The sequence below is a fragment of the Elizabethkingia miricola genome (assembly GCF_001675285.1).
Taxonomy (GTDB): Bacteria; Bacteroidota; Bacteroidia; order Flavobacteriales; family Weeksellaceae; genus Elizabethkingia; species Elizabethkingia miricola.
This window is the reverse complement of sequence record NZ_LSGQ01000003.1, coordinates 528,118-554,188: the sequence shown is the minus strand read 5'-3', so window position 1 is coordinate 554,188 and position 26,071 is coordinate 528,118. Positions and strand designations below refer to the sequence as shown.

The following is a 26,071-nucleotide window of genomic DNA, read 5'->3' as shown; positions in this document are numbered from 1 at the left end:
CTGTTTATATTTTATAGTTAATACTCTTCGACAAGCTCAGAGTGACATTGTTCTCCCAAAACATTTTCATGTTGAATGATCTCAGGCTGATCTAAGTATATAGTGAGTTTAGTTCATATTAAGCCTGACGAGCTAATCTATCGGAGCCTAATGCTTTCTTGAATTAAAATCCAAATAGGCTCTGAGTTTTTAAACACTTTAGTTAAAATTCATTTTTAGAGCAAAAAGAAAGAACGTTTTAAATTAAAAAAAATCAAGCCTGAATATAATATTCAGGCTTGTATATTTTATTAAAATCTATACTACTTAATCAGCCACATAACACCATTAATATTATCACCAGCAGGATATTGCCTGTTAACAGCATTGGTAAGATTTGTATTATTGTTAGTAATTTCTGTAGAAGGATACATCCATCTTTTAGGAATTTTACCACCATTCAGAATACCCTTCCCATCAGTATTAAACTTAGGAAACCCTGTTCTTCTCTGGTCATAGAAAATTCTCCATCCGGTATTAAAAAACAAAGCGGTATGCTTCTGATCCATAATCTGCTCTATTTCACTGTTAGGTTTCAGTGCTATAGTAGATTGTGCTAAATAGGCAGCTGCATCTGCACTTCCAATTTTATAGAAATCCATAGAAGCACTAATCCCTTTTGTATAGTAAGCGTTTGCATTTCCACCAATCCAGCCTCTTACAGCAGCCTCCGCCAAAATAAACTGCAATTCTGCATATCCCATCAACAAAGTTGGTTCATTAATAGGATCATCAAAATATCTTGGGTTAATTCTCGATGCCAGACCATCAGATGCCCTTTTAGAGTTTTCCCCTAAATCACCGCTACCATAAAGGCCATCATAATAACTAAAAGGGTTACTAGGCTCTGTGTCTACACTACTCGTTTTCTTCTCGGCCATTTTAAATAACCTTGGATCATTTGTATCTTTGAGTTTCTTCACAAAACTTCCCTCCATATAATAGGCTGTTTTCAGATCATTGCTATTGAAATAAGGATAACGATTATTCACCAGATTATAAAACGGCAAAGCACCACTATCCGCACTTCCTTCCATAATAGGGTTCTGAGACGGATTATTCACAATATCAGCGAAAGTCTGTTTTATATTCAGATCCGAATCATCAGCTCTTTTAGATAAATCCATTAGGATTCTTAACCTGTAGGAATTAATCAGTTTTCTCCATTTAAGCAGATTACCATTATAAATAATATCACCGCTAATATTTGTATTGAACTTAGAAAGCTCTGTATTGGCTAAAGCCAATTCATTAAGCACTCCTTTGTAAACACTTTTCTGATCATCATATTTAGGAGCAAAAACACCATCTTTTACTGCTTCACTATACGGAATATCACCATAAGTTTCGGTAAGTGAGATAAAAAAGTAAGATCTAAAAAAGCGAGCCAAAGACTTATAAATCGGATTACCCGTTCTGTCAGCCTCCTGTACCATTTTTTCTACCTGCTTGATATTGTCATAATTGCTAAATGATCCGCGTTGCCAGTTATAATATTGCTGAGCATTAACGCCATTTATATAAGCCAGTTGTCTGGATGCTAATGCTGCACCTGCATCAATATTTTTAAATGCATTCACCTCGATATCAGGCAACAGGAAATCCGGACTTACACGTACGACACGATTAGGATCATCCTGATAATCTTCGACTTTACTACAGCCCGACAAACCTAATACTGTGATTAATGTTAAAGAGTATATTTTAGTTAATTTCATTTCTGTTGTGTTTTTAATTAGAATTTCACATTGATGTTTACCCCAAAGCTTCTCGTTGCTGGCGTCTGAAGGTTATCCACACCTGAATCCGGATCGATATTCTTAATTTTTGACGCTAACCAAAGATTCCTTCCTATTAAGGAAATACTTGCTGCAGACAAGTTCAGTTTTTCCACAAAAGATTTCCCGAAGTTATAAGTCAATGTTACCTCTCTCAGCTTAATAAACGTTTGTTTATAATAGTGATAATTGCTTTCAAATGCATTACTTGTAGTTTGCATATAAGCATTGTAATTTACCGCTACATCATTTGGTGCAAATTTTCGGGTATCCGATACTACATTACCATTTTCGTCATAGGTAATAGAACCACTTACAACTTTCACCCCCGGTGCGATATAGGTATTTTTCCCGGCATTGGCATCATCCCGGAACTGATTAACTGTTCCCGGCGCAATACCACCCCACCACATTTTCTGGTTAGTTGTAGAATACATCATCCCACCAATTCTACCGTCAAATAATAAAGAAAGTGAGAAGTTTTTATAACTGAAATTATGAGAGAAGCCATAGGTCCAATCCGGATTGGAATACCCCATAAAAATTGGAATAGGAGAAGTATTATTCACGGGATAACCATTTTGCAATACCAATTTTCCGTCTGGTGATGTTTCATAACCACTAGTCATCAACTTGTCTGTACGCTCACCTCCACGAACATATTCGTTAGTCCTGTCTTTTCCCATATAAATTTCTGTTAAATATCGTCTGTACTGACTAAAATTAACTTGGGTACTCCATCTGAAATCTGCCTTTTTAATGATATCTGCACTCAGCGTAAATTCTATACCTTTTCTTTTATAAACATTCCCGTTCGTTTGGAAATATTTATACCCTGATCCTTCAGATAATGGAACTTGTTCTAATTGATTGTAATCTCTGGCATTGAAATAAGCAACATCTAAATTGATTCTGTTTTTCAGGAATATTAGATTTGTACCTATTTCCCAGGAATCTGTTGTTTGTGGTTTTATATTCTGATCAATTAGTATATTTCCAAAAGCAAATGCTGGTTGTCCATTCCATCCCACCTTTTTTTCAAAAGCAGAAATATAACCATAAGGATCATTCCCAATTTTTCCGGATGTTACACTTGCATAAGATCCCCGCACTTTTGCCAGATTAATCCACGATGGAAGATTAAACAATTGATTCAGCAATAATGATCCGGAAACCGATGGGTAGAAATACTCATTATTCCCTTTTGGCAGGGTCGATATTTTATCATAACGTGCTGTCATATTCAGGAAGAATGTTTTGTAAAACTCCATATCTACATAACCGTATACACTGTTAATTTGTTCATATTCTTTTCTATTCCTATTTCCATCTCCATCTGTTGGAATAAATAATGGTCCAATACTATTAAAAAGATTATACCAACCCGGAGTCACCAAACCATCAGTCCGTATTTCACTATTTTTCATTTCTCTGTAATAGTTTGCTACATAACCTTCTGCGCTCAATGTAAAATTATCCGAATAGTTGTTCTGATATTTCAGACCTAATTCTGAAGTGATGTCAAAGTAATTATTACTCACCTGACTGTAGTTTCCTAATGACTTATTTCCATAACCGATATAACTCTTAGGCTCACGGTACTCGCGGTTCAGGCTATATACATTAATTCCGACACGTGCCTTGGCTGTTAATTTTGGAACAATCTGATATTCCAGGTTTACATTCCCCATAACATTATCCTTGTAGTAAGGCCTTTGATATTCATAAGCCTGGAAATACGGGTTATTGTAATAAGATACATTGTAATGTCTTTGCTGGTAACCTTCTTTGCCCGGAACCCAATAATTCCTCAGATCCCTTACATCCACATCTGCCCCTGTCCACAAAACAAGATTATACAGATAGTTGGTAGGCCCATATCCTACTTCCGGAAAATTGGAAGTATATGTTTTATTATAAGTTAAAGCTGTGTTGATTGTCAGGTTTTTAACTGGGTTTACAGATCCTGCTAAACTGATAGATGTTGTTTTCAGATTTGTATTCGGAACAATACCCTTTTGGTAAATATTGGAAAGTGAAAGCCTGAAAGTTGCCTTCTCATTACCCCAGTCTACACTTACATTATTGGACTGAATAAGGCCTGTTTCAAAGAAATTTTTAATATTGTTTTTGCCGCGGGAAATCCAGGGTAGCGGAATCAGTTTTCCGGTAACCGGATCTACAGTGCTGTTATACTGAGGTGTTTCGAAATATCCACTGGGAGTATTCGGATCTCTCTGATCCAGCTTAGGTCCCCAGATCCATCCGCCGCCTTCGCTACCAGATCCCTGACCATTAATATAAGCATATTTTCCATTATTCCCACCACCATAAGTCGTCTGAACTTCAGGAATACGGATAAAGGAGGTCTGAAACATGGTAGAGTTATTAAAAGAAACCGTTAGTTTTCCTTTCTTGCCCTTTTTAGTGGTAATCATAATCGCTCCGTCCTTACCCACAGAACCGTAAAGCGCAGAAGCAGTTGGCCCCTTCAGCACACTGATATTATCGATATCATCAGCATTAACTCGCCATAAATCGGCGGTTCTGTCCGGTATCCCATCTATTACAATCAATGGTGTTGTTCCTCTCAGATTAATCCCCGGATTTTGGAAAAGATCGGTACTGTTTCGGATGTTCAGTCCGGCAACACGGCCGGAAAGCGAATTGATAAAATTCGGTTCTTTTGCCTTTTCAAAGACATCCCCCTTCACTTCCTGAACAGCATACCCTAATGCTTTCTTTTCTTTCTTGATTCCCAAAGCTGTAATAACAACCTCATCAATTTTTTTCTCCCCTGTTTTCAGGGTGTCCGTACCATTTGTCCTGGGTACATTTTGAGCATACGCTTCCAGACCGGAGACCAGCCCCAGCGCAATTAAAAGTTGTAATTTCATGAATAGATTCTTATTTAGTGTGTTTTATTTTCTGATCCATGTATTCAGAAAACCAGCTTTGGTCTTCAGAACTATTTTATAAATATTGGAATTAGCAGTCTTGAGTTTAGAAGCAAACTTACCGCTGCTGAGGTTTACTTTTCCTAGTAACTGATAGGAGTCTTTACCTCCGTTTTTGAAATTATTGGTATATGTGATATAAATTTCGGCAGCTTCATTGGAAGAATCTGTAGTTTCCCAGGTAACATTCAATATATTATCAGATGATAATGTAGCTTTAAGATGATAAGCTGTTATCTTTTTAAGCAGGTCTACTCCATCAATTTCGTATTGTATTTCTGCAGGCACTTTCAGATTCAGAAAATCTGTCATGGTCGGTAATATATCCGTAATCGCTACACGATTGTTTTTCGCATAAGTATTAATGTTGGGTTTATTAATGGCAATCCATGTACTGCGTTCCCTGTCACTTTGACCTCCATGCCCTTTTCCATTATTAGCAGTTCTGCCGTGATCCGTTGTTACCACAAATAACCAATCCTCTCCGTACTTTGCTTCACGTTCTTTTACAGAATCATAAATCTGTCCGATTAATCTGTCCTCAAAAGAAATCGCTTTATACAGAATATCACCATCACCATGGCGATGCCCCATGTCATCGGAAAACTCTAAATAAACCCATGAAATATCCGGAGCATTCTCTCTGATATAGCTGGCAGCCTTTCCGGCAACAAGACTATCAATTTTACGAATATATTTAGCTTGATTATCGTGTGGAAAACGGCTGGTGTCTTTTTCCAGACCATCAAAAGCAAAATCCATTTTTATTTTGCCAGTAGCATCCAGATTTTCACCTATAAGCTTTGTCCGGTTATCTTCCCACGTAGAGAATACTGCCATCTTTTTATTTGGAAACTGATTTCTGAAAAGCCTGAAGATGGTTGGATAATTATAGTTAGGAGCTTTAATATCATTATCGTAAACATTATGTTTATTTACCCATGTACCCGTTAGCAAACTATTGTATCCTACTGCAGAAATAGTAGGCGTTTCACTATAGCCTCCTTTTTCTCCTCCTACATAGGCTTTCAGCATAGCACCGTCTTTTTTAATTCTGTTGAGGTTTGGAGTCTCCGATTTATCCAGCATATCATCTGCAATACCATCTACAATAATAAAAACAACTTTTTTTTGCGGTACTTTTTTCTGTGCGGAAACACTACAGCTAAAAAAAGAAATTAGAATAAGTAAACAGCTTTTCAGGAGATTCATGGTATGTTTTTTATTCTGTCAAAATTCAACAAAAAAAAGATATCTGGTTTTAATAAAATTTTAACAAATTAAACAAAGTGTATTAATTATGGTTAAAACGATATTAATAAATCATTCTTTTCAAGATTTAATATTTTTTTCAATCCTTGCTAAAGTAATAAATGTCAATCCAATAAAAATTGTAAAACATGTATTTCCCGAATAAGTAATACATGTGTAGAATGATAATTAATCGTATAAGGCTTTACGAACATTTCTGTATTTTTATATTTTCACAGATGTAGTATCTATGTAGAGGATAATATCTGAAAATTATATTTTATAAAAAAATAAAAACAAAATTTATATCTATTTTAATAAAATATATATTTATAATTATCTTTGAAATATCCACAAAAGATTAATGAAATATTAACATAATAATTTCCATGACACTACATTAATTCTATATATTTAACAAGAGAAATATTAAAATAACAATACAAACAAATCACATGAATTTTACACCAACTCAGGAATGGCTATATAATTACGACGAAAAAAAAATATTATTATCTCCTGTTAGTGACTTCAATGAATATTTCACTCAGGATGAAATCAGTAATAAAAAGCTATATCGTTTAGATATGGGAAAAATAGTTATTCCTACCGGCAATATTATGGTAAGAGATCCTTTGGTATACCTGCATCAGGAAGAACTTCCGTACTTCATTAAAGTACCAACAGGAACATTTCCTTTAACTACTTTGGTGGTTGAAGTAGACGAAGGACATCACAGATATGTTGCTACACGGGTAAAATTTACAGAAAACAAAGCCGTTTCTTATACAGAAGCTTTGATCGGTAATGAAGACATGAACAGCCTTAATTCAGGAGAATATTTTGGTTTCAATGTAGATGCCGGCCTTGCTACAATTGTGGATACCCAGACCAGAGATCTTTATTGCAACTTTGTGGATCAATGGGAGAAAGAAAATCCTGAAGGTAATATCTACGATAATTTCTTCGCACAAGAATTTAAGAAAAGCTATGAAAAGAATCCTGAATTCCAAAGAACAGATGGTGACTGGATTAATTTCAATATTCCCGGGACAGATCTTAATATCCCTATGATACAAACAGGCTTCGGAGATGGTGTTTATCCTGCATATTTTGGTTATGATGAAAATAAAAATATCTGCGAGTTGGTTGTTCAGTATATCGCTATCGAAATGGCATTCGGTGATGAAGATGAATGAAGGTCATTTATAATTTTCAGATTAGCCCATACCGAATTTTAAAATCAATCTACAGCAGCTCTGTCCTTCAGAAACATTGTTCTGTATTCTTTAGGCGTAATTCCTGTAATTCTTTTAAAAAGCTGAGTAAAATGTGAGGCTGTCTGAAAATTAAGTTCATAGGCTATTTCTGCAATGTCCCTTGTAGAATATAGTAATGCTTTTCCGTAATTAATATCAATTTCATTAATCCATTGTTTCGGTGACTTTCGGGTAACGCTTTTAATGCATTTATTCAGATAGTTTTCGGTAACAGAAAGTTTATTAGCGTAAAATACAACACGCTTTTCAGTAATATGATGCTTGAATAATAAATCCCGGAACTGAAGTGATAACTCCATGGGTCTTGTTGCCATTTTATGGTGGCTGCCGGAATCTGAGCTTAGCATCTTTACCAGAATAAGATGAAGCATAGTTATGGTAACATCATTTACGTCCAGATTATTAAGCAGAAGTTCCTGCTCCAGAATAACCAAAAGCTGAGTAATCGTGGTATAAGTAAGATTATCCAGATGCAGAAATGGTGTCATGAAGAATATACTGGTCTTATGTTTGGGCAGTTCCTGCTCGGACAGAATACTGTTTTCATAAGCCAGAAAAAAACCTTCGATGTCATCAGAAAGCTCTATAGTCGCGGTAATAGTTCCCTGCTTTATAAAGATTACCTCTCCTTTTTCTGCCACATATTCTGTTGTATCCAGATATTGTTTGATGCGGCCATTGGTAACGAATATCATAAAATTGAATGTCGTGCGGTAAGGTATAACCGGCATGAGAATTCCTTTCAGATAGTCTTCAATTCTGTAAAGCTGTATATCAGCATTATTTTCCAGAATCTTTTCCGTAATATTCGGAAGAAACTGCTTTTTATACTGAAAACTAGATAATACTTCCATTTATTTTATGAATATTCATTTATGGATTATACAAAAATAATGCAGAGAACATATTCCCTGCATTATTTTTTTTAAAATTTATAATAAACTCCTACTTTCACACCAAAGGGTGTCCCAGGGGTATAGGTAAGATCCGTAACCGGATTAGGCTCGTTTCTCAGCTGAGTTTCTGTGGCAAACTGTGCTTCATTCCATTTTACATTAAACAGGTTACTAATCTGGAAATTTGCACCCCATTTCGCACGGTTATAGGACAATACAAGATCATTTACAAAATAAGATTTTGCTTTAATGCTATTATCCTCTACTGCCGGTCTTTCGCCCAAATATCTGTACTGAAGTCCCAGTGAAAAGCCATTAAGAAAATCCCAGTTTACCGATCCTGTACTCGTTACTATAGGAGCCAATGGTATATAGTCCTCTCCTTTTGCCTCCTCAGTAAATCTTGCATGAGAATAGTTGATATCTGCATTCAGGTAAAGATTAGCCATCGGCTGATATCGGATACCTAAATCGACACCATAACGTCTGGATTTTCCGGAAGGTTCTACCACGGCATCATCTCCTACATATACAAATTCCTGCTGCAACTGAAGATACCAAAGTGTAGGCGTAATAATCAATGATTTGAAAGGATGCAATCTTACCCCTAAATCTCCGCCTATAGAATAAGGCAAAGTTTTCTGACCTTTTTGTACTACAGCTACCCTCATATCATTGGAGTGGAAGCCCATACCGGTTTTCAAAAACCACATTACTTTATCACTTGCTGCATATGAGAAATTAAGTTTCGGACTTACTCTTGTAGCCTCCGTAGACTGTCCGGAAGGCAGCGTCTCATAATCCAGTAAGTTATGCATATTGAAAATAAAATGGTCAACTCTCAGTCCCGGATTAATTGTCCATTTTCCGGTTTTCCATACCAACCCGGAATATGCGTGCAGATTTGTTTCTGTACCGGTAACATCAGATAGCTGATTCAATAGCAAATCTCTGTGATACACATGATTTAGTTGCAATGTTCCTATATCGTCGTTACGGAAACCTACTCCCGAAATCCAATCCATTGTTCCGTTTGGCAGACTGAATGTTTTGGTATACTTGATTTCGGTACCATAAACATTTCTGCCATCTTTCTGCTGAATTTCATCGCCATGGTCTTTATCTTTCAGGTAGAATGTAAAGTCTGAATATAAGTTGAAATTATAACGGGAATACCAGGCCATAGCATCAATCTGTTCCGAGGAAGAAATAATATGCTTATAATTCATCTGAAGATTCGTTCTGGATGTCTTACCACCTTCGGTAGGATCGATACTTCCCCAGCGTCCTATAATTCCCTCATCTACGGCACGCTCTGGAATTTGTCCGGAGGCGTTCCATGAAGAATTAAAGGTTGAAAACTGGATATTGAAATAATCGTTATCCGTTAACCACTGATTGTATTTCGCAAAAATATTGACTCTGTTAAAGTTCTGCTTTACATCGAATGGTCCGTCTGTATAGTTATATTCTGCTGCTACGTATGCATTTTTACGGTTGGTAGGATCATTAATAATGTTGAACATTCCCATAATCCTCTTGGTATTAAAAGAACCGCCCTCCAGTTTTATCATGCTGTTGTTAAGATGATCAAAGGTTTTAAAATCAACATATCCTGCTGTATTAAAATCACCTCTGTCAATATAATAAGCTCCCTTACCAAAGTCTATATTATTCACCGTTTCCGGAATCACAAAATGCAGATCCGAATACCCCTGTCCATGGGCGTGAGAAACGATGTTTACAGGCATTCCATCTACATTCACACTTACGTCCGTACCATGATCCGCATCAAAACCTCTTAAAAACAATTGTTCAGCCTTTCCTCCACCAGCATGCTGGGCAATAAATAATCCCGGAACTTTACGCAGCAAATCCTGAGCAGAGTTAACCGGAAATTTATTTAAATCTACTTTTGTCATAGCTGAAAGGAAAGAACTATGATTAATAGCTACTTCCGAAATCTGCAATGGCTTGTGCTGAAGCAGGATAATGTTATTTTTATCTTCTGTTCCGTTGATTACAAACTTCATTTCATCATACCCATTGTGGCTTATACTCAGTGTGTCAGGATAAGATTTTATTCCTACTACAAAAGAGCCGTCTGCACTGGAGTGAGTATGGCTTTCACCTCTGTTAAACTTAATCAATGCATCTCTGATAGGATATTTATCGTCTACATCTTTTACAACCATCTTTTTTTCAGCTGTCACTTCCTGTGCATGGGCTAGTCCACCGACTACCATTGCCAGTAAGGCAACCATCATTTTCGATTTCTTCATTTTTTAATATATTCTCTGGCTCTGCAGAAGTACAGAGCATTTATTACAATTAGCAGGCTCAGAAAAAATTACTGAGTCTTCTTTAAAAATAGCTTTTGGATAAGTAAAGTTATCCATGTACCGACCACAAAAGGGAATGTAAATACCCCGCCTACAGCACTAAGCAAATTATTATCTACAAGGATATCGTCGATAACTACAGTCAGTACTACAGCAATCAGCACCCATAATCCGTCTGTTTTTTTGACACCGGAAAAAACAATTGCAGAAAGAACTGCGTTAAAACCAAATAAACCCATATGTACTTCCTGAATAGGTTCTCCATTCAGCTGTGATAGACCAGCACCCAAAATAGAAGCTGTAAGTCCATATAAGGCTGCAACAGGTGAACTGATAAATACAGCCACAAAGAAAATAATACCGGAAAGTATACCTCCCTGAAAAATTACTTCCCCGAAGCCATTGGTACAGGTTAAGAAGTCATCATAATCTGTATGCACAATTTCTGCACTGATAAGATCCGATGGCTGAATATGAGTAAACTGATGTAATAGGAATACCAATACCCAGGTAATGATAATAAACGGAAAGGTAAATACCGGGATTTTTTTCTGAATAAAGAAATGCTGAATAATGCCAGCCAATGCACCTCCCAGTATAATCAGAACCCATATAAGGATCGTTGCCTGAAATATAAAAGCTAATGCAACACCTACTAAAGCAGCACTAAAACCATATAATCCGGCATTAATCTGTGATTTATCATAATTTAATTTCATGGCAGTAAATGTACCGGCTGCCGTTGCCAGAATAGCGGCAACTCCACATTGCCAGCTCCCAAGAAAAAGTCCAACAAGAAACAGAAGTCCTGTCCAGCGGTTCTCCTGAAGCATAATCTGCCCTACCCCTTTTAATACATTATCTACAAAAGGAATTTTTGCAAAAAGTTTATCCATAAATAACAGTTTAATTATTTTACCATCCTAAAAACACCATTCCTATACCGCACACTGTTACCACAGCGCCACTTACCACGCCCATATAGCGCTCCAGTTTTTCGGTATTGAATAAAGTCGAATATCCATAACGTCCCAATAATACCATCCCCAGCATTGTAGCTACTGTTGTAAGCGTAAACGGAACAACAAGAGCCAGAATTTCGGCAACAGATCTGTTCAGCCCGGAATAGAAAAGCAATGGCGTTAGCGGCTCACTAGGCCCCATTACAAAAATCATAAACAACACGAAAGGTGTTACTTTTATACGGGTCTGTGGCATCACCACTTCGGTATGATTGTGTTCATAAACATAGACATCATCACCCATCACATCAAAATGTTTATGCGGTTTATTTCTTACAGCCTGTATCAGCCCATAAATAAGGTATGCAAATCCGAAAATAAGTAATGCCCATCCGGAAATATTACCTCTAAGCTCCTGAAACCAGGAAAATCTATTAAGCTGCCATCCTAAAAAAACTCCCGCTGCACCTATAGCTAAAGAACTTAAGACATGCCCAAATCCACATGCAATTGTCAGCATAATAGTCTTACTTCGACTCCATCGCTTAGATTTTGACAGCACAATAAAGGGCAGATAATGATCTGGTCCTGAAGCTGTATGGATGAAACTTATAGATACAGCACTTAGCATAAGTGCCCAAATTGTGGTATTCATTTTATTATTTTTTTATTCTGATTCCCAGAGTAAGTCCTGAACGCTGAGAAAGAAATTATACATCGACTCTCCGCCGTAACCCAATGCTCTTACGATAAATCCGTTCTCTTCCATTGCCGATACGCCAATTTCCAGTTCTTCTTTTTTATCTTCAGCAAGTTCTACAACAGTTTCTATCAGTCTGTCTCTGTCTGTATTGTCTTTTGTACTGTAAAAGATCAGCGTTCCCTGATGGGTATACTGCTCCAGATTTCCGATACTGTTAATCGGAATAAGATCTGGCTGAATCAGTACATTATCCTTTACAACCAGCTTATCTTCATGATAGATCTCAGTAAGATTCTGAAAGCGTTTTAGTTTGAAAACTTCTCCGTAATGTTTTCTTCCGCAGGTAATAATTTCACTGATAATAACCTGACTGTTTTTACCTATACTGATATTTGCTTTACTCTGGAAATTGGAATCTTCATGAGGCACAACAGGATGAGGTACATAAGCAAAAGAGGTATTATCCTGCATCGTGATATTCAGCTGCTGGGTCGCTTTATCCTCCATATTGAAGAGTCTCTGATAAGACTGTGACTGAAGCTGCAGAGCAGCACCCTCTTCCAGGGAGATTTCCAAATGGTAACGGTCTCCATCCAGAATTCCGGGTGAAGAGGACATTACCATCTGGTAAAGCTTGTTATCATTCTTACGCTGCCCCACCGACACAACCCGAAAAGGAAGTGACACATAGAGATCTTTCACATAAGAAGCGCCCTGCTTGTATCCTGCAATAATGCTTAAACTACTATCCATTTATCTTACCAGGTTCGGTTCTTCGCATTCTTCCAATAATGCATATTTTTTTATCCAGCCGATTACTTTATCCAGACCTTCATCTGTTTTCAGATTTGTAAATACGAAAGGACTTCCGTTTCTCATTCTTCTGGCATCTCTTTCCATTACTTCAAGGCTTGCACCTACATGCGGAGCAAGGTCTATCTTATTGATGATTAACAAATCGGATCTCGTAATACCAGGGCCTCCTTTTCTCGGAATTTTTTCTCCTTCTGCTACATCGATAATAAAGATTGTAACATCCGCAAGATCCGGACTGAAAGTAGCTGAAAGGTTATCACCTCCACTTTCGATCAGTACCAGTTCGATGTCCGGAAAACGCGCTGCCAATTCATCTACAGCTTCCAGATTCATACTTGCATCCTCACGGATAGCAGTATGCGGACAACCTCCGGTTTCCACACCAATAATTCTGTCATTAGGAAGAAGGCTGTTTTTAGCCATAAATTCTGCATCTTCTTTGGTATAGATATCATTGGTAATTACACCAAGATCATAAGTACCATATAATTTTCTGCTTAAACGTTCTAATAAAGCAGTTTTACCAGAACCCACAGGTCCTGCAACTCCTACTTTGATATATTTTCTGTTTTCCATTTTTGTATAATTTTAAATATTGAGAATTGAGTTAAGACATATAAAGTCTGGAATAAAGCCTTTCGTGCTGCATACATCTGATATCGAATGAAGTATTGCAAAGCCCTACATAATCTCTTTCCAGTTCTATAGTTTCCTGAACTGTTTTGTCTATTACAGGATAGAGGTCGAATAGTATATCCTGTCCGTCCAACTGACCCAGTGGAACCAATTTCACAGCGTTGGTAATCATTCCTGCAACAGAAGTATAATAAAATCCGAAAAGAGCTTCGTATTGAGGAATATCCAAAAGACAGGTATAAATCCCGAATACTAAGCTGTAGTGTGAGGTTGCCTTACGATTTCGGATTGCCTCTTCATAAGCTTCCATAAAAGAGGACTGTTTCTTTCTTTTGAAAATCTTAATAAGGCGTAATCCCAATTTCTGGCTTGCCTGACGGATCTCTTTAGGACACTTCAGTGCATTACACTCCTGATCTAACTGCAGCAAAGCATCCAGATCTTCTTTCTGAGTTGCTTCATAAGCCAGTTTTACAAATGCTCCGTCATTGTATTTCAGATTATATTTCAGCATGTTTTCCACAAACTCCCACGCTGTTTCTACATTATGCACAATTCTGTTTTGTACATAAGTTTCCAGCCCGTTGGAATGGGTATAACCACCGATAGGCAATGTAGGATCCGCAATATGCAGTAAGCTGGCTAAGTAGCTAAGATTCTTGTTATTCATCTTTTGGAGCTGCCATTTTTAAAATTTTAGTAAATAAGGAAGATCCTATACTGCCATGACCGTGCGGCTCTACATTAGATTTCAGAAGATTCAGCAATTTCACAGTCTGTCTCTCCGGACGGAAATTACTTGCTTCAAGCCATCTGTACATAGGCATTTCAAAAGGCAGTAACACTTTATCTTCCTGGATAAATAACGGGATATGCTTGTTACCAATTTCATAGCATACTGTCCCCATTTCCAGCATAGATGTAGGAGTAATAACAATAGCTTCCGTTTCCAGTACATTCACTACAATTACCTTTTCGCCATCCTCATATAAGATATCTCCTTCACGAAGCCTTTGTCCTTCACGAAGAAATTTAATAGCAATATCAACCCCCTGTCTCGTTTTTTTACGCTGAATCCTTTTAGTGGTTTCAAACCATTCCAAATCCAGATAGTCAATTGTTTTACCGGCAACAGAAATATCTTTAATATTTCCTACACATTCATTAATTATCATCTTTAGGTGCTTTTTTTCTGAAGTCGATGTTCTTGGATATACCTACGCCAAAAGTAGAACCGCTGATTCCCGTAACATAGCTTTTTGTCCAGCCTTCACCTTTAGCTTTTGTCTGCAGCATAGACAATTCAGCAAACTTGAATTTCAGTGCCCAGCCTCCACCTAAGAATATCGCAAGCATAGGATAGGCTCTCAGACGAAATCCGTTAAAATCCTCCATTCCGGGATTTGCCATTCCGTTCTCTGCCATCTTCTGCCCCCATACATAGTGGGCATCTACCTGTGCTATAAGCGCAAAATATTTCCCCAGGGTTACAGAAGGACTGTACCATAAACCAGTTTCGTTTTGTTTGTATACAGTATTTCCGTTTACACGGTCACTGGCATAAGCATAGTTAACCCCGATTACATCGTTATTGTTAATAAAATACCCCACTCCTATTGGTACTCCTGCATTGGAGCTTGTTCCGAAAGAACTGGAGCTGCCTGTGGGACTGTTTGTCTTGGAATAATCCAGTGAACCATAAATCATCCATTGTCCTTTTGGACCGTCTTCATCACTTTTTAATCTTCTTCCTCCCAGAAACTGCGCATGGGCCATTGTAGAAAACAGGGAAGCACCGGCTACAGCTAAAGGGAAAATTATTTTATTCAGAAATTTCATTTTAAACTTTACTTTTTTTAAAAGAGCCTGACCTTCATCAGGCTCTTTATTAACACTATATAGAATTGATGAAAAATTGATCCTCACGGGTTAGAACAGATAATACAACTGTGTTAAAGGAAGTTTTTCTGCTGGTTCGCAGGTTACATGTACACCGTCTACTGTTACTTTATAGTTTTCAGGGTTTACTTCAATAACCGGAGTCTTATCATTATGGATAAGATCTGCCTTGGAAATGTTACGGCAGTTTTTCACCGGAAGAATCATTTTCTCTAATTTATATTCAGCGATAGATCCGTTTTCAATAGAAGCCTGAGATACAAAAGTTGCACAAGTACCAAATTTTGCACGACCGTGAGACCCAAACATATTTTTGTAAATAATTGGCTGAGGTGTCGGGATAGAAGCATTAGCATCTCCCATCTTGCTTGCAACCACCATTCCGCCTTTGAAAATCATTTCTGGCTTGACACCGAATAACGCAGGCTTCCAGATTACTAAATCGGCTAATTTCCCTTCTTCAATAGATCCTACATATTCTGAAATACCATGTGCAATTGCCGGATTAATCGTGTATTTTGCAACATAACGCTTCGCACGGTAGTTATCGCTTTCTGTATTTTTATCTTCTTCCAGCTGACCTCTCTGATCTTTCATTTTGCTGGCAGTCTGCCATGTTCTGGTAATTACTTCACCTACTCTTCCCATCGCCTGAGAGTCAGAACTCATAATACTGAATACTCCCATATCATGTAGAATATCTTCTGCAGCAATAGTTTCCGGACGTATACGTGAATCTGCGAACGCCACATCTTCAGGGATGTTTTTACTCAGGTGATGACAAACCATCAGCATATCCAAATGCTCATCAATTGTATTAATAGTATATGGACGCGTCGGGTTAGTAGATGCCGGCAATACATTAGGATACATCGCCGCTTTTATAATATCCGGAGCGTGCCCGCCGCCTGCACCTTCTGTGTGGAAAGTGTGGATAACTCTTCCGTCAATAGCTCTCATGGTATCCTCAAGGAAACCAGCTTCATTCAACGTATCGGTGTGGATTGCTACCTGTACATCATATTTATCAGCTACTTTGAGTGCAGCATCGATAATTGCAGGAGTTGCACCCCAGTCTTCATGAATCTTAACTCCTAATGCACCTGCTTCTACCTGTTCTGCGATCGGATCTTCTGCTGAGCAGTTCCCCTTACCAAAGAATCCCAAATTCATTGGATACTCTTCAGCAGCTTCCAACATTTTCTGAATATTGAATTTCCCCGGAGTAACTGTTGTTGCATTGGTTCCGTCATTAGGTCCCGTTCCACCGCCAATCATTGTTGTAACACCACTATACAAAGCAGTTTCTATTTGCTGCGGGCAGATATAGTGAATGTGTGTATCGATACCTCCTGCGGTTACAATATATCCTTTTCCGCCATGGACTTCAGTAGAAGCTCCGATAATTAAATTTGGCGTTACACCGTCCATTGTATCCGGATTTCCGGCTTTACCAATACCTACGATTTTACCATCTTTAATACCGATATCTGCTTTTACTATCCCCCAGTGATCGATAATAGTTGCTCCGGTAATACAAAGATCCAGTACACCTTCATCTCTTTTATTGGTAACATTTTGCCCCATGCCGTCGCGTACAGTTTTACCGCCTCCAAATACGGCTTCATCTCCATAATGGGTAAAATCTTTTTCGATCTCGATGATCATTTCGGTGTCCCCCAAACGAATTCTGTCTCCGGTTGTAGGACCTAATATATTAGCATATTGCTTTCTGTCTACGTTTAAGCTCATTGTTACAGGTTTTTAAAATTTAATTGATTCGCTTTAGCCAAGCTTTCTTCTTTCTGAGCAGCTGAATCTACAGAACCATCCACAAGGTTATTGAAACCTATAGCTTTTTTGGTTCCACCAATTTCCACAAGCTCTACTTCTTTTTCCTCTCCCGGTTCAAAGCGAACGGCTGTGCTGGCCACAATGTTCAGCCTTTTACCAAAAGCTTTCTCACGATCGAAGCTCATTGCTTTATTCACCTCAAAAAAATGATAGTGAGAACCTACCTGTATAGGACGGTCGCCTGTGTTTATTACTCTTATCTTTACGGTTTCTCTGCCTTCGTTGCAGATGATAGTCCCTTCTTTTACAAAAATTTCTCCTGGTATCATACTACTGGTTTTTAACGGATTGGATTATGTACTGTTACCAACTTTGTCCCGTCCGGGAATGTTGCCTCTATTTGCACATCGTGGATCATTTCAGCCACTCCCGGCATTACATCATCTTTAGTAAGAATCTGTGCTCCTTCCTGCATCAGTTCAGCAACTTTTTTTCCATCTCTTGCTCCTTCCAGTAAGAAATGACTGATAAGTGCTATTGATTCTGGATAATTTAGTTTCAGGCCTCTGGCCTTTCTTTTTAGCGCAAGCTCTCCTGCCATGAACAGCATAAGCTTCTCGGTTTCTCTCGGTGTTAAATGCATTGTTTTCTTGTTAAAAATTAGACATAGATCTATAACCTGCCCTTTCCCGAAGGGCAAATATTGTCTTATACGAAATTTAAATTCCGGAAATTACTCCGCCGGAACCCCATCGATTATAGATACAAATCAGGGTTCTTCAGAAGTCTGTAAAATGAAAATAATTAGCAGTATGCAATCTGCAAAGAATGATATAGGATATACTTTGGTACATCTATATATGGATGGTGATGAGCTACTACCGGCTTATCGGAAATATAAAAAGTATGGTGAAAGATACTGATCCAGTTTTCAACCACATGGTCAAGATCCAATTTTACTTTTTCTACTTCACCAAGTAATGATTCATCATGATCATCATCTGATAAATTGTAAAAATCAAATGAGCTTTGAGAGATTTTGTCTGTTTTCTGATAGTTTTTACCAGAAGCTTTGAAATGAACAAGAGCATTCCCCTTATGCGCCTGACCGGCACACAGCATCGTGAAAAAAAACACGATAAAAAGGGATAAATGTAATTTTTTAAGGCTCTTCATTAGCGATGTAAAAATAGAAAGAAATCTAATGTTTCATATATCAAAAAATAGATTTAAAATGTTCAAAATCGTGACAAAAAACATAGCAATTTTTATATCAAACAAACAACTCAACATTATAAACAATTGATTATAAAACACATAAATACAAATAACACCGCTATTTAGAATATTTAAAATTCCGTTTTCAATAATTCATTCATTTTAACCCTTAAACTCTCTGGTTCTAGTATTTTTACTAATCCTGTCAGCGTAAGAAGCTCCTGAATGAAATCATAACTGGGAACAAGTCTAAGACTTATTTTCACTTCTTCACTATTATCTGAAATGATTTTCTGGGAGTGATGTATTGGCAATGATTTCAGGAAATTTCCCTGAACAGCATCCATAGACAAAATAATATTTTCCGGCTCTTTGCCCAGACTGGAAATAATACCAAATGAATTTTCAAAGGCTGCCTCAAGATCACAGTCCTTCTTACTGAACCCTGTTGAGGTAATTTGCAGATCTGTCATCCTGTCCAGACCGTATGTCTTTATAAAAAAGTTTTTCCCGCTGGTTTCATTTCCCAGGAGGTACCAACGGTTTTTAAATTCTTTCAGTGCATAGGGCTGCACCAGCTTTTTAGTCCCTTTATCATCATTGAACTTTCGGTAAATAAAACTTACACATTTATGCAGTTTTATAGCCTGTACCAAGTCCTGAAGATTATGCAGCCCACGGGATTTTCTTTTCTCGAACAACATGATATCTGCTTTCCCTTCTGTTTCCCGATAGGCCTCCATTAGCAATATCGTATCGAATATATCTTCTTCGGACGAATCTTCCAGAAAATAAATATTACGGGCCTTATTATAGCGTATTTCCTTTCCGGATATCTCACCAATAAGTTTTTTATCCCGCTGAAAAGTACGCTCGGTAAAACTTAGTTCCAAATCCTTTTCCTGAAACTTTTCACTCAGAAATTCATAAATATCCTGGAAAGAAGCTCCCTTCTTTCTTCGTATAAATTCTTCTATCAGCTTCAGCCGAAGCATTTGTTCCCGTTTTGCCATTTTTTAATAAAAACCAAAAATAAAAAAATGAACGACATGTTTTGTCGTTCATCACTAATATTTTTGTTCGTATAAATCAACACCCAAATCTAAATCAGTTATGGCAAATTATTTTTGTAAATGTTGCGGAACCAAAGCCAACAGTATATCATCCTTACTTTCCAGACGTTGCGACAGCAATCCTTCGGAAAGAAGACATTTACTTTATGAAGGCGGGCAGAAAACCCAATACCATTGCGAATACTGCAGTGCAAAATCTTCCAGCCTGACGGTTTTATGTGTAGGAAAATGCAGCCATAATCCTAATGGCAGAACTCATATTCCATTATAATAAATGTGCTGATTAAAACTCGACAGCTGTAGTATCTTTATACTTTTTGATCAGTTCTTTCAGCTCCAGTTTTAGTTTATCAGAAGTCTTTTTATAACGCGGATCATGATACAGGTTTTTCACCTCGTTAGGATCTTTACTCAGATCATAAAGCTCCCAGTCTTTAATATCATAGAAATAAATAAGTTTATATTGCTTTGTACGGATTCCAAGATGTTTTTCCACATGGTGAACCGTATTCTCATAATAATGATAATACAATTTATCTTTCCATTTTTTTACTTTCTGTCCTGAAAAAAATGGTGTCAGGGAGTTTCCCTGCATATCATTCGGAACAGGTAAACCTGCAGCTTTCAGTATCGTTGGAGCCAAATCTACATTCTGTACCAAAGCATTTTCGGTTATATTTTCTTTAATATGCCCGGGATAGCTCATCACCAAAGGTATCTGGAGTGAAGGCTCATACATAAAGCGTTTATCATACCAACCATGTTCCCCAAGGAAAAAGCCCTGGTCTGATGTATAAATAATCAATGTATTTTTATCCAATCCATTCTTTTTCAGATACTCCATTAGCTCCCCTACATTGTCATCAACAGATTTCACAGTTTTCAAATAATCATTCATATACCTGTTGTATTTCCATTTGAGTAAATCTGTTCCAATAGGTTTATTACTGTAATAAGCATCCGAAATTGGTTTATAATACTGATCCCACGCCGCTCGTTGCTCTTTATTCATTCTGGATAAATCCGCTCCCAACCATGTAAAAGAATTATTACGTGAATCTCCGCCCGTTCCGGTTTCATCTTTTGCCTGTTTCAGATAAACTTTCAGGTCATACCCTAAAAACATATTCTCAATTCTCATATCCTGCTTAAATGCTGCCTGCGAACGTGTGCTGTAATCATCAAAAAAAGTTTCAGGTAAAGGAAATTCTTTATCTTTTACATTATTCAGATCCTTTGTATTAGGCAGCCAGTTACGGTGTGGTGCTTTTTCATGCAACATCAGAAATATAGGTTTACCTGAATTCTTTTGTTCTTCAAAAAGCTGAATGGCCTTTTCAGTAATCAGCTCTGTTGCATAGCCCGGAACAACCACTGTATCCTTTCCGTTAAAGAAACGTGGTGAATAATATTCTCCCTGATCAATCAGTATATCGAATTTATCAAATCCTTGAGGCACTGATCCCAAATGCCATTTACCGATAACTGAAGTATAATAACCGGCTTCTTTCAGATATTTAGGCAGCGTTGGCTGGCTTCCGTCGAAGACATCTTCATCATTGGACTTAAAACCATTGATGTGGCTGAATTTTCCTGTTAAAAAAACAGCTCTCGATGGTCCGCATATAGAATTGGTTACAAATGCATTGTTAAATTTAATTCCCTTCTCTGCTATTTTATCCAGATGAGGTGTTTCTATAAGATCATGCGAATAAGCACTCATCGCTCTTTTAGAGTGATCATCCGTCATTATAAAAATAATGTTTGGTTTCTGTTCCTTACTCTTTACATTATTTTTATCCTGCCCATGTACACTTGTGGTAAAGAGTACCAGCCCAAGGATAATCTGATTAACATTTATATTCATGGTTATAATTTTTAACAAAATAAGTAAATCAAAAGCAATAAAAAAACCTTCCGGATGGAAGGTTTTATTTTATAAGAATAGCAATTATGATTATACTTTCATAATTTCAGCTTCTTTCACTTTTAACAGCTCTTCAGCTTTTTTAATGTAAGCATCAGTAAGATCCTGAATTTCAGCTTCAGTACTCTTAATAACATCTTCAGAAACACCATCTAGTCTCTTTAGTTCTTTATTCCCGTCCTGACGTGCATTACGGATAGTAACTTTTGTAGACTCCATTTCAGATTTAGCCTGCTTTGCAAGTTCCTTTCTTCTTTCCTCTGTTAAAGGCGGAACATTCAGGATAATCATTTCACCATTGTTAGAAGGTGCAAAACCTAAATTGGAAACAATAATTCCTTTTTCAATAGCATTAATTGCAGTTCTGTCCCAAGGCTGGATTGCAATAGTCATAGCATCCGGAACAGAAACGTTAGCAACCTGATTAAGAGGAGTCGGAGCACCATAGTACTCTACCATAACATCCTGTACCATAGCAGTAGAAGCTCTTCCCGCTCTGATTTTCTGAAAAGCATAGTCCAAGTGCTTGATTGCAGCATCCATCTCCTGCTTTACCGATGCTACGATGAGTTCTAATTCTTCCATAATATTATTTAGTTTAATAGTTTACGGTAATCACTAACCGCTAATAATTTTAATATCCGATTTGTTTAGTTTACCAGTGTACCTACATTTTCACCTTCTACCAAACGTGTAAGGTTGCCTTCTTTATTCATATCGAATACAATAATAGGTAATTTATTTTCATGACTTAAAGTAAATGCTGTCATATCCATTACTTTAAGATTTTTTGCGAAAACTTCTTCGAAGCTAAGGTTTTCAAACTTAACAGCATTTTCATTTTTCTCAGGGTCTTTATCGTAGATACCATCTACGCGTGTACCTTTAAGAATAACATCTGCGTTGATTTCTATAGCACGTAATGTTGCAGCTGTATCAGTTGTAAAGTAAGGGTTACCAGTTCCGGCACCGAAGATTACAACTCTTCCTTTTTCAAGGTGTCTTACTGCTCTTCTTTTGATGAATGGTTCTGCAACCTTATCCATTTCAATAGCAGACTGAAGACGTGTTTTAATCCCCTGATCTTCCAAAGCTCCCTGTAATGCCATTCCGTTGATAACAGTTGCCAGCATTCCCATATAGTCACCTTGTACTCTGTCCATTCCTGCTGCTGCACCAGATACACCTCTGAAAATATTTCCTCCTCCTATTACAATTGCAACCTCGCAACCTAAATCTACTACTTTCTTAATTTCCGTTGCGTAATCTTTCAGTCTTTGGCTATCGATACCATATTCCTGATTTCCCATAAGGGCTTCGCCGCTTAGTTTTAGGAGAATTCTTTTATATTTCATTCGTTAAGATTTTATTTTACTGCTGTTTAGCAGCCTGTATTTCATTAAAATGTAACCCCTGTGCGGATCATTACTATAAATAAAAACACAGAAATTTCATTTTTATTTTTTCGGTAGCAAATTTAATGAAATCTCACGAAATGCAACAGGTAAAATTATTTATTTGAAGAAGCTTCAAAATAATTTATTTTTGTACCAGAGAAAAGGATTGTCTGAGAACTTTTAGAGTTCTTTTACTAATATTTACACAAACTTATGACGAAGAAACCTGTAATTGCCATAGACGGATTTTCATCCACCGGAAAAAGTTCAATTTCCAAAATTATCGCCAGAGAATTAGGAATTATCCACATGGATACCGGCGCGCTTTATCGTGGTATTACAGTATTTGCCATTCAGCATTATCTGGAAAACAACAGTATTAATATTCCTTTACTTATCAGCCATCTTAATGACATCAGCTTAGAGTTCAGAAATATCGACGGAAATCTTCAGCTATTCTTAAATAACAAAAATATTGACGTCGAAATAAGAGATCCGAAAGTATCCGACTATGTAAGTGAGGTAGCAAAGCAACCTGAAGTAAGAGCATTTTTGCTGTCTATGCAAAGACAAATGGCAGAAAATGGCGGAATTGTAATGGACGGAAGAGATATTGGTACCGTGGTACTGCCTGATGCTGATTATAAATTTTTTATGACAGCAAGTCCGGACGAACGTGCTATGCGCAGATATAAGGAATTATTGGCAGGTGGTACAGAAGCAGATCTGGAAGAGGTAAAAGCAAATTTGCTGATGCGTGACAAAATTGACAGCGAACGCGAAACTTCACCATTGAAGCAGGCTGATGATGCTATTCTTATAGATAACACTTATTTGAACAAAGAAGAAACTATTGCTTTAATATTGTCTTATATCCGATAAATTTCTTACCTTTAAACAGAAAGATTATTTATTTGACCTATTAATAATATTTAACAAAATTTAAGATCCCAATGCTTTCTTTGGTATATTAATTGTTTAAATATCCTTATCAAATTAATTTTTCAACCATACAACAAAATACTAACTCTAAAAATTATTTAAAATGGCAAAAGGAAAGAACACAGCAGGAATATTAGCAGGATTATTAGCAGGTGCAGCAGCAGGAGTTGTTTTAGGAATGCTTTACGCACCGGAAGAAGGAAAAGCAACACGTAAAAAAATAAGATCAAAAGCAAACGATCTGAAAGATCAGGCTAAAGATAAATACGGCGATGTATCTGAGAAAGTTAAAGATCAGTACAATACTTTCGCTTCTCAGGCTAAAGATACTTACAACAAAGTAACAGAAAGCGTAAAAGAGGGTTTGGATAAATACAAAACTCAGGCTGCAGATAAAGCTAAAGAAGTAGCAAAAGATATTGAAACTGAATTAGATGGTCTTAAATAACCTGAATTTAAAAATATAAAGGGACTTTTTCAAGTCCCTTTTTTATTATCTTTTTGTATATTTACACAAAACACTTCCTTATGTTTGACATTATTTTCGACTATATAGAGAAAAAAATTGACCTCTTAAAGTTAGAAGTAAGTGAAAAAACAGTCATTTCGGCAGGGTTTCTTACCTTTCTGACATGTGCTCTGATTGCTCTTATCTTCTTCGTTGTTCTGTTTAACATTGGGCTGGCCTTCTGGTTGGGTAAAATGATGGGTAATTATTCTTATGGTTTCTTTGCCGTTTCCGGTTTTTATCTGCTATGTCTTATATTAATCATTATTTTCAGAAACAATATAAAAAGAACCGTAGCCAATTTTATTTTAAAATCTTTTAACGATTAAAAAATGGGAGCTAAGTATAACAGTCTTGATGAGCTAGCAAAGAAAAAAGCGATTATGAAGGGAGAGGTAAAAGACATGGAAAACCTTCTCCGTTTTAATAATGTAAAAGAATCGCTTAGTGTAATCACTGGCGGTATGACCGATAAATTTCTTGTTGAAAAACCTATCACCAATTCCAAAGGTGAGGTTAGCCATAAAACAGGAATCTCATTAAATGCCGAATCGATTAAAGATTCGGTGATTGACAATGCTATACGTCTGGGAACTGTTGCCTTAGTTACTAATTTTGCAAAGAAAAACCTTTACCACAGCAGCTGGAAAAAGAAGGTTCTTGGACTTGCCATTATCTATGGAGCGCCAATTTTATTGAGAAAAGTAACTTCTTTAATCGAGGACTGGCAGGAAAAAGAAGCTCAGCAGCAAGAAGACAGTAAAGATTCTTTAATCTAAACGAATTCTATTTTGCCGGATAAGGTATTGCCTGATTCAACTCTATCGGATTGTAGTTCTTTACAATACTATTTTGTATAAAAATCCTTTTTTGGTCGAGTTGTTCCTGGCTGGTAATTTTATCTCCTCCGATAATTACAGTACCACCACCTTTTAATAATCGTCTCATATCAGCGACAGGATCATTGTAGTAATCTTGTTTTACTTTGTGGTATTGTTTTAATGTAACCGGAACTGGCTTTTTTCCAAAGTGTGTTTCCAGAAAATCGCTGGTATCAAAAGTATTCGGAAGATTAATACTCTTAATTAATGAGTAGGCATAATCCCCCTTACTATCTCTGATTTCAAAAATCAACCCTGGTAACCCTCGAAATTTATATGGACCTTCCTGAAAAGGAATTCCCGGATTAAACCAGGCTTCCCAGGATCTCCCTCCAAAATTGGTCTCTGCTTTTTGTAATGTAAATTCTCCGGACTTTTTAGTTTCATTTTTTATTTTCCAGGTCATCTCGTCTTTGGACTCTATAACAAAATAATCGAACATATTGTCATAGAAAGACTTGTTATCAAAGCTATTGCGTTTTCTCAGAACCAGCTGCTCCGATCTTGTATTGGTCTGCCAGTTTCCACCATCCTTTTTACGGAGTGAATCGTTCTTCAGGAAGTCATAGTCGTAAAAATGCACATAATCTTTATCAATATCCAGCGTCATATTAATTTTCTGGATATTATTATTTTTCTTCGCCTGCAATTCATAGACAAACCTATGCGTTTGTGAAAACACAACGCTAAAAAGCAATATGAATAAAAATGTTGATAAGTTTTTCATTACTGACAGATTTTTCGATTTCGTGTTGAACTAAATTACACAAAA

The 26,071-nt window shown here is 37.0% G+C and carries 27 protein-coding genes; 6 read left to right on the top strand and 21 right to left on the bottom strand.

Features of this window, described 5'->3' with window-relative positions; translation table 11 throughout:
* Positions 1-302: 302 nt before the first annotated feature.
* Genes ATE49_RS05475 through ATE49_RS05465 form a run of 3 tightly spaced genes read right to left on the bottom strand, consistent with a single transcriptional unit; the run spans position 303 to position 5,986 of the window.
* Complete coding sequence (locus tag ATE49_RS05475; RefSeq protein ID WP_065081334.1) at positions 303-1,757, bottom strand: SusD/RagB family nutrient-binding outer membrane lipoprotein; 1,455 nt, start codon at positions 1,755-1,757, stop codon at positions 303-305.
* 17 nt (positions 1,758-1,774) lie between these two features.
* Positions 1,775-4,714 carry a SusC/RagA family TonB-linked outer membrane protein gene (locus tag ATE49_RS05470; protein WP_065081333.1) on the bottom strand — a complete coding sequence of 980 codons (2,940 nt, stop codon included), beginning with the start codon at positions 4,712-4,714 and terminating at the stop codon, positions 1,775-1,777.
* A 24-nt stretch (positions 4,715-4,738) separates the two neighbouring features.
* On the bottom strand, positions 4,739-5,986 hold the full coding sequence (locus ATE49_RS05465; protein ID WP_065081332.1) for an alkaline phosphatase family protein: 1,248 nt from the start codon (positions 5,984-5,986) through the stop codon (positions 4,739-4,741).
* A 494-nt stretch (positions 5,987-6,480) separates the two neighbouring features.
* Here ATE49_RS05465 and ATE49_RS05460 point away from each other — a divergent pair, with 494 nt between their 5' ends.
* Positions 6,481-7,224, top strand: coding sequence for a DUF4241 domain-containing protein (locus ATE49_RS05460; protein ID WP_065081331.1), 744 nt, complete (start codon positions 6,481-6,483; stop codon positions 7,222-7,224).
* 44 nt (positions 7,225-7,268) lie between these two features.
* Here ATE49_RS05460 and ATE49_RS05455 read toward each other — a convergent pair whose 3' ends face one another.
* The 14 genes from ATE49_RS05455 to ATE49_RS05390 form a co-directional block, all read right to left on the bottom strand.
* Positions 7,269-8,159: a helix-turn-helix domain-containing protein gene (locus ATE49_RS05455; protein ID WP_065081330.1), complete on the bottom strand. Its 891-nt coding sequence runs from the start codon at positions 8,157-8,159 to the stop codon at positions 7,269-7,271.
* A 71-nt stretch (positions 8,160-8,230) separates the two neighbouring features.
* Entirely contained in the window at positions 8,231-10,483 is a 2,253-nt protein-coding gene (locus ATE49_RS05450) for a TonB-dependent receptor (protein WP_065081329.1), read from the bottom strand.
* Positions 10,484-10,551: 68 nt separating this feature from the next.
* Positions 10,552-11,439, bottom strand: a complete 888-nt coding sequence (locus ATE49_RS05445; RefSeq protein WP_065081328.1) for an urea transporter — start codon at positions 11,437-11,439, stop codon at positions 10,552-10,554.
* Positions 11,440-11,458: 19 nt separating this feature from the next.
* Positions 11,459-12,160: a hypothetical protein gene (locus ATE49_RS05440; protein WP_059343743.1), complete on the bottom strand. Its 702-nt coding sequence runs from the start codon at positions 12,158-12,160 to the stop codon at positions 11,459-11,461.
* 12 nt (positions 12,161-12,172) lie between these two features.
* Positions 12,173-12,961 carry an urease accessory protein UreD gene (locus tag ATE49_RS05435; protein WP_065081327.1) on the bottom strand — a complete coding sequence of 263 codons (789 nt, stop codon included), beginning with the start codon at positions 12,959-12,961 and terminating at the stop codon, positions 12,173-12,175.
* Entirely contained in the window at positions 12,962-13,600 is a 639-nt protein-coding gene (gene ureG, locus ATE49_RS05430; RefSeq protein WP_059154181.1) for an urease accessory protein UreG, read from the bottom strand.
* Positions 13,601-13,631: 31 nt separating this feature from the next.
* Complete coding sequence (locus ATE49_RS05425; protein WP_065081326.1) at positions 13,632-14,330, bottom strand: urease accessory protein UreF; 699 nt, start codon at positions 14,328-14,330, stop codon at positions 13,632-13,634.
* Positions 14,323-14,835, bottom strand: a complete 513-nt coding sequence (gene ureE / locus ATE49_RS05420) for an urease accessory protein UreE (RefSeq protein WP_065081325.1) — start codon at positions 14,833-14,835, stop codon at positions 14,323-14,325. The genes ATE49_RS05425 and ureE overlap by 8 nt, the downstream gene beginning before the upstream one ends.
* The gene (locus ATE49_RS05415) at positions 14,825-15,499 is read right to left on the bottom strand and encodes a hypothetical protein (RefSeq protein ID WP_059154184.1); all 675 of its coding nucleotides are present in this window, start codon (positions 15,497-15,499) and stop codon (positions 14,825-14,827) included. The genes ureE and ATE49_RS05415 overlap by 11 nt, the downstream gene beginning before the upstream one ends.
* Positions 15,500-15,589: 90 nt before the next feature.
* Positions 15,590-17,311 (bottom strand): urease subunit alpha, encoded by a 1,722-nt coding sequence (gene ureC / locus ATE49_RS05410; protein ID WP_065081324.1) that lies wholly within the window; start codon positions 17,309-17,311, stop codon positions 15,590-15,592.
* 2 nt (positions 17,312-17,313) lie between these two features.
* Positions 17,314-17,682, bottom strand: a complete 369-nt coding sequence (gene ureB / locus ATE49_RS05405) for an urease subunit beta (protein ID WP_065081323.1) — start codon at positions 17,680-17,682, stop codon at positions 17,314-17,316.
* 11 nt (positions 17,683-17,693) lie between these two features.
* Entirely contained in the window at positions 17,694-17,996 is a 303-nt protein-coding gene (gene ureA, locus ATE49_RS05400) for an urease subunit gamma (RefSeq protein ID WP_034868837.1), read from the bottom strand.
* Between the two features lie 161 nt (positions 17,997-18,157).
* Positions 18,158-18,529, bottom strand: a complete 372-nt coding sequence (locus ATE49_RS05395) for a hypothetical protein (protein ID WP_137268382.1) — start codon at positions 18,527-18,529, stop codon at positions 18,158-18,160.
* A gap of 173 nt (positions 18,530-18,702) precedes the next feature.
* On the bottom strand, positions 18,703-19,584 hold the full coding sequence (locus tag ATE49_RS05390) for a WYL domain-containing protein (RefSeq protein WP_065081322.1): 882 nt from the start codon (positions 19,582-19,584) through the stop codon (positions 18,703-18,705).
* A gap of 100 nt (positions 19,585-19,684) precedes the next feature.
* On the opposite strand from ATE49_RS05390, the gene ATE49_RS05385 reads away from it, so the two are divergent.
* Complete coding sequence (locus ATE49_RS05385) at positions 19,685-19,915, top strand: hypothetical protein (RefSeq protein ID WP_081278412.1); 231 nt, start codon at positions 19,685-19,687, stop codon at positions 19,913-19,915.
* A gap of 12 nt (positions 19,916-19,927) precedes the next feature.
* Here the strand turns inward: ATE49_RS05385 and ATE49_RS05380 are convergent, their stop codons facing one another.
* The 3 genes from ATE49_RS05380 to pyrH form a co-directional block, all read right to left on the bottom strand.
* Complete coding sequence (locus ATE49_RS05380) at positions 19,928-21,511, bottom strand: sulfatase family protein (RefSeq protein WP_065081320.1); 1,584 nt, start codon at positions 21,509-21,511, stop codon at positions 19,928-19,930.
* Between the two features lie 90 nt (positions 21,512-21,601).
* Positions 21,602-22,156, bottom strand: coding sequence for a ribosome recycling factor (gene frr, locus ATE49_RS05375; protein ID WP_059154192.1), 555 nt, complete (start codon positions 22,154-22,156; stop codon positions 21,602-21,604).
* 65 nt (positions 22,157-22,221) lie between these two features.
* Positions 22,222-22,926 carry a UMP kinase gene (pyrH, locus tag ATE49_RS05370; protein WP_009087679.1) on the bottom strand — a complete coding sequence of 235 codons (705 nt, stop codon included), beginning with the start codon at positions 22,924-22,926 and terminating at the stop codon, positions 22,222-22,224.
* Positions 22,927-23,181: 255 nt separating this feature from the next.
* On the opposite strand from pyrH, the gene cmk reads away from it, so the two are divergent.
* From cmk to ATE49_RS05350, 4 genes are all read left to right on the top strand, one after another.
* A complete protein-coding gene (gene cmk, locus ATE49_RS05365) occupies positions 23,182-23,850 on the top strand; it encodes a (d)CMP kinase (protein ID WP_065081319.1) in 669 nt (222 codons plus the stop codon).
* A 163-nt stretch (positions 23,851-24,013) separates the two neighbouring features.
* A complete protein-coding gene (locus ATE49_RS05360) occupies positions 24,014-24,358 on the top strand; it encodes a YtxH domain-containing protein (RefSeq protein ID WP_009087681.1) in 345 nt (114 codons plus the stop codon).
* 80 nt (positions 24,359-24,438) lie between these two features.
* Complete coding sequence (locus ATE49_RS05355) at positions 24,439-24,747, top strand: phage holin family protein (protein WP_034868819.1); 309 nt, start codon at positions 24,439-24,441, stop codon at positions 24,745-24,747.
* Between the two features lie 3 nt (positions 24,748-24,750).
* On the top strand, positions 24,751-25,197 hold the full coding sequence (locus tag ATE49_RS05350) for a hypothetical protein (RefSeq protein WP_065081318.1): 447 nt from the start codon (positions 24,751-24,753) through the stop codon (positions 25,195-25,197).
* Between the two features lie 7 nt (positions 25,198-25,204).
* Here the strand turns inward: ATE49_RS05350 and ATE49_RS05345 are convergent, their stop codons facing one another.
* Positions 25,205-26,026 carry a GLPGLI family protein gene (locus tag ATE49_RS05345; protein WP_065081317.1) on the bottom strand — a complete coding sequence of 274 codons (822 nt, stop codon included), beginning with the start codon at positions 26,024-26,026 and terminating at the stop codon, positions 25,205-25,207.
* Positions 26,027-26,071: the final 45 nt, after the last annotated feature.

Coding starts and splice junctions, on each gene's coding strand:
- ATE49_RS05475 (WP_065081334.1), bottom strand. CDS start 1,757: ATGAAATTAACTAAAATATACTCTTTAACATTAATCACAGTATTAGGT.
- ATE49_RS05470 (WP_065081333.1), bottom strand. CDS start 4,714: ATGAAATTACAACTTTTAATTGCGCTGGGGCTGGTCTCCGGTCTGGAA.
- ATE49_RS05465 (WP_065081332.1), bottom strand. CDS start 5,986: ATGAATCTCCTGAAAAGCTGTTTACTTATTCTAATTTCTTTTTTTAGC.
- ATE49_RS05460 (WP_065081331.1), top strand. CDS start 6,481: ATGAATTTTACACCAACTCAGGAATGGCTATATAATTACGACGAAAAA.
- ATE49_RS05455 (WP_065081330.1), bottom strand. CDS start 8,159: ATGGAAGTATTATCTAGTTTTCAGTATAAAAAGCAGTTTCTTCCGAAT.
- ATE49_RS05450 (WP_065081329.1), bottom strand. CDS start 10,483: ATGAAGAAATCGAAAATGATGGTTGCCTTACTGGCAATGGTAGTCGGT.
- ATE49_RS05445 (WP_065081328.1), bottom strand. CDS start 11,439: ATGGATAAACTTTTTGCAAAAATTCCTTTTGTAGATAATGTATTAAAA.
- ATE49_RS05440 (WP_059343743.1), bottom strand. CDS start 12,160: ATGAATACCACAATTTGGGCACTTATGCTAAGTGCTGTATCTATAAGT.
- ATE49_RS05435 (WP_065081327.1), bottom strand. CDS start 12,961: ATGGATAGTAGTTTAAGCATTATTGCAGGATACAAGCAGGGCGCTTCT.
- ureG (WP_059154181.1), bottom strand. CDS start 13,600: ATGGAAAACAGAAAATATATCAAAGTAGGAGTTGCAGGACCTGTGGGT.
- ATE49_RS05425 (WP_065081326.1), bottom strand. CDS start 14,330: ATGAATAACAAGAATCTTAGCTACTTAGCCAGCTTACTGCATATTGCG.
- ureE (WP_065081325.1), bottom strand. CDS start 14,835: ATGATAATTAATGAATGTGTAGGAAATATTAAAGATATTTCTGTTGCC.
- ATE49_RS05415 (WP_059154184.1), bottom strand. CDS start 15,499: ATGAAATTTCTGAATAAAATAATTTTCCCTTTAGCTGTAGCCGGTGCT.
- ureC (WP_065081324.1), bottom strand. CDS start 17,311: ATGAGCTTAAACGTAGACAGAAAGCAATATGCTAATATATTAGGTCCT.
- ureB (WP_065081323.1), bottom strand. CDS start 17,682: ATGATACCAGGAGAAATTTTTGTAAAAGAAGGGACTATCATCTGCAAC.
- ureA (WP_034868837.1), bottom strand. CDS start 17,996: ATGCATTTAACACCGAGAGAAACCGAGAAGCTTATGCTGTTCATGGCA.
- ATE49_RS05395 (WP_137268382.1), bottom strand. CDS start 18,529: ATGAAGAGCCTTAAAAAATTACATTTATCCCTTTTTATCGTGTTTTTT.
- ATE49_RS05390 (WP_065081322.1), bottom strand. CDS start 19,584: ATGGCAAAACGGGAACAAATGCTTCGGCTGAAGCTGATAGAAGAATTT.
- ATE49_RS05385 (WP_081278412.1), top strand. CDS start 19,685: ATGGCAAATTATTTTTGTAAATGTTGCGGAACCAAAGCCAACAGTATA.
- ATE49_RS05380 (WP_065081320.1), bottom strand. CDS start 21,511: ATGAATATAAATGTTAATCAGATTATCCTTGGGCTGGTACTCTTTACC.
- frr (WP_059154192.1), bottom strand. CDS start 22,156: ATGGAAGAATTAGAACTCATCGTAGCATCGGTAAAGCAGGAGATGGAT.
- pyrH (WP_009087679.1), bottom strand. CDS start 22,926: ATGAAATATAAAAGAATTCTCCTAAAACTAAGCGGCGAAGCCCTTATG.
- cmk (WP_065081319.1), top strand. CDS start 23,182: ATGACGAAGAAACCTGTAATTGCCATAGACGGATTTTCATCCACCGGA.
- ATE49_RS05360 (WP_009087681.1), top strand. CDS start 24,014: ATGGCAAAAGGAAAGAACACAGCAGGAATATTAGCAGGATTATTAGCA.
- ATE49_RS05355 (WP_034868819.1), top strand. CDS start 24,439: ATGTTTGACATTATTTTCGACTATATAGAGAAAAAAATTGACCTCTTA.
- ATE49_RS05350 (WP_065081318.1), top strand. CDS start 24,751: ATGGGAGCTAAGTATAACAGTCTTGATGAGCTAGCAAAGAAAAAAGCG.
- ATE49_RS05345 (WP_065081317.1), bottom strand. CDS start 26,026: ATGAAAAACTTATCAACATTTTTATTCATATTGCTTTTTAGCGTTGTG.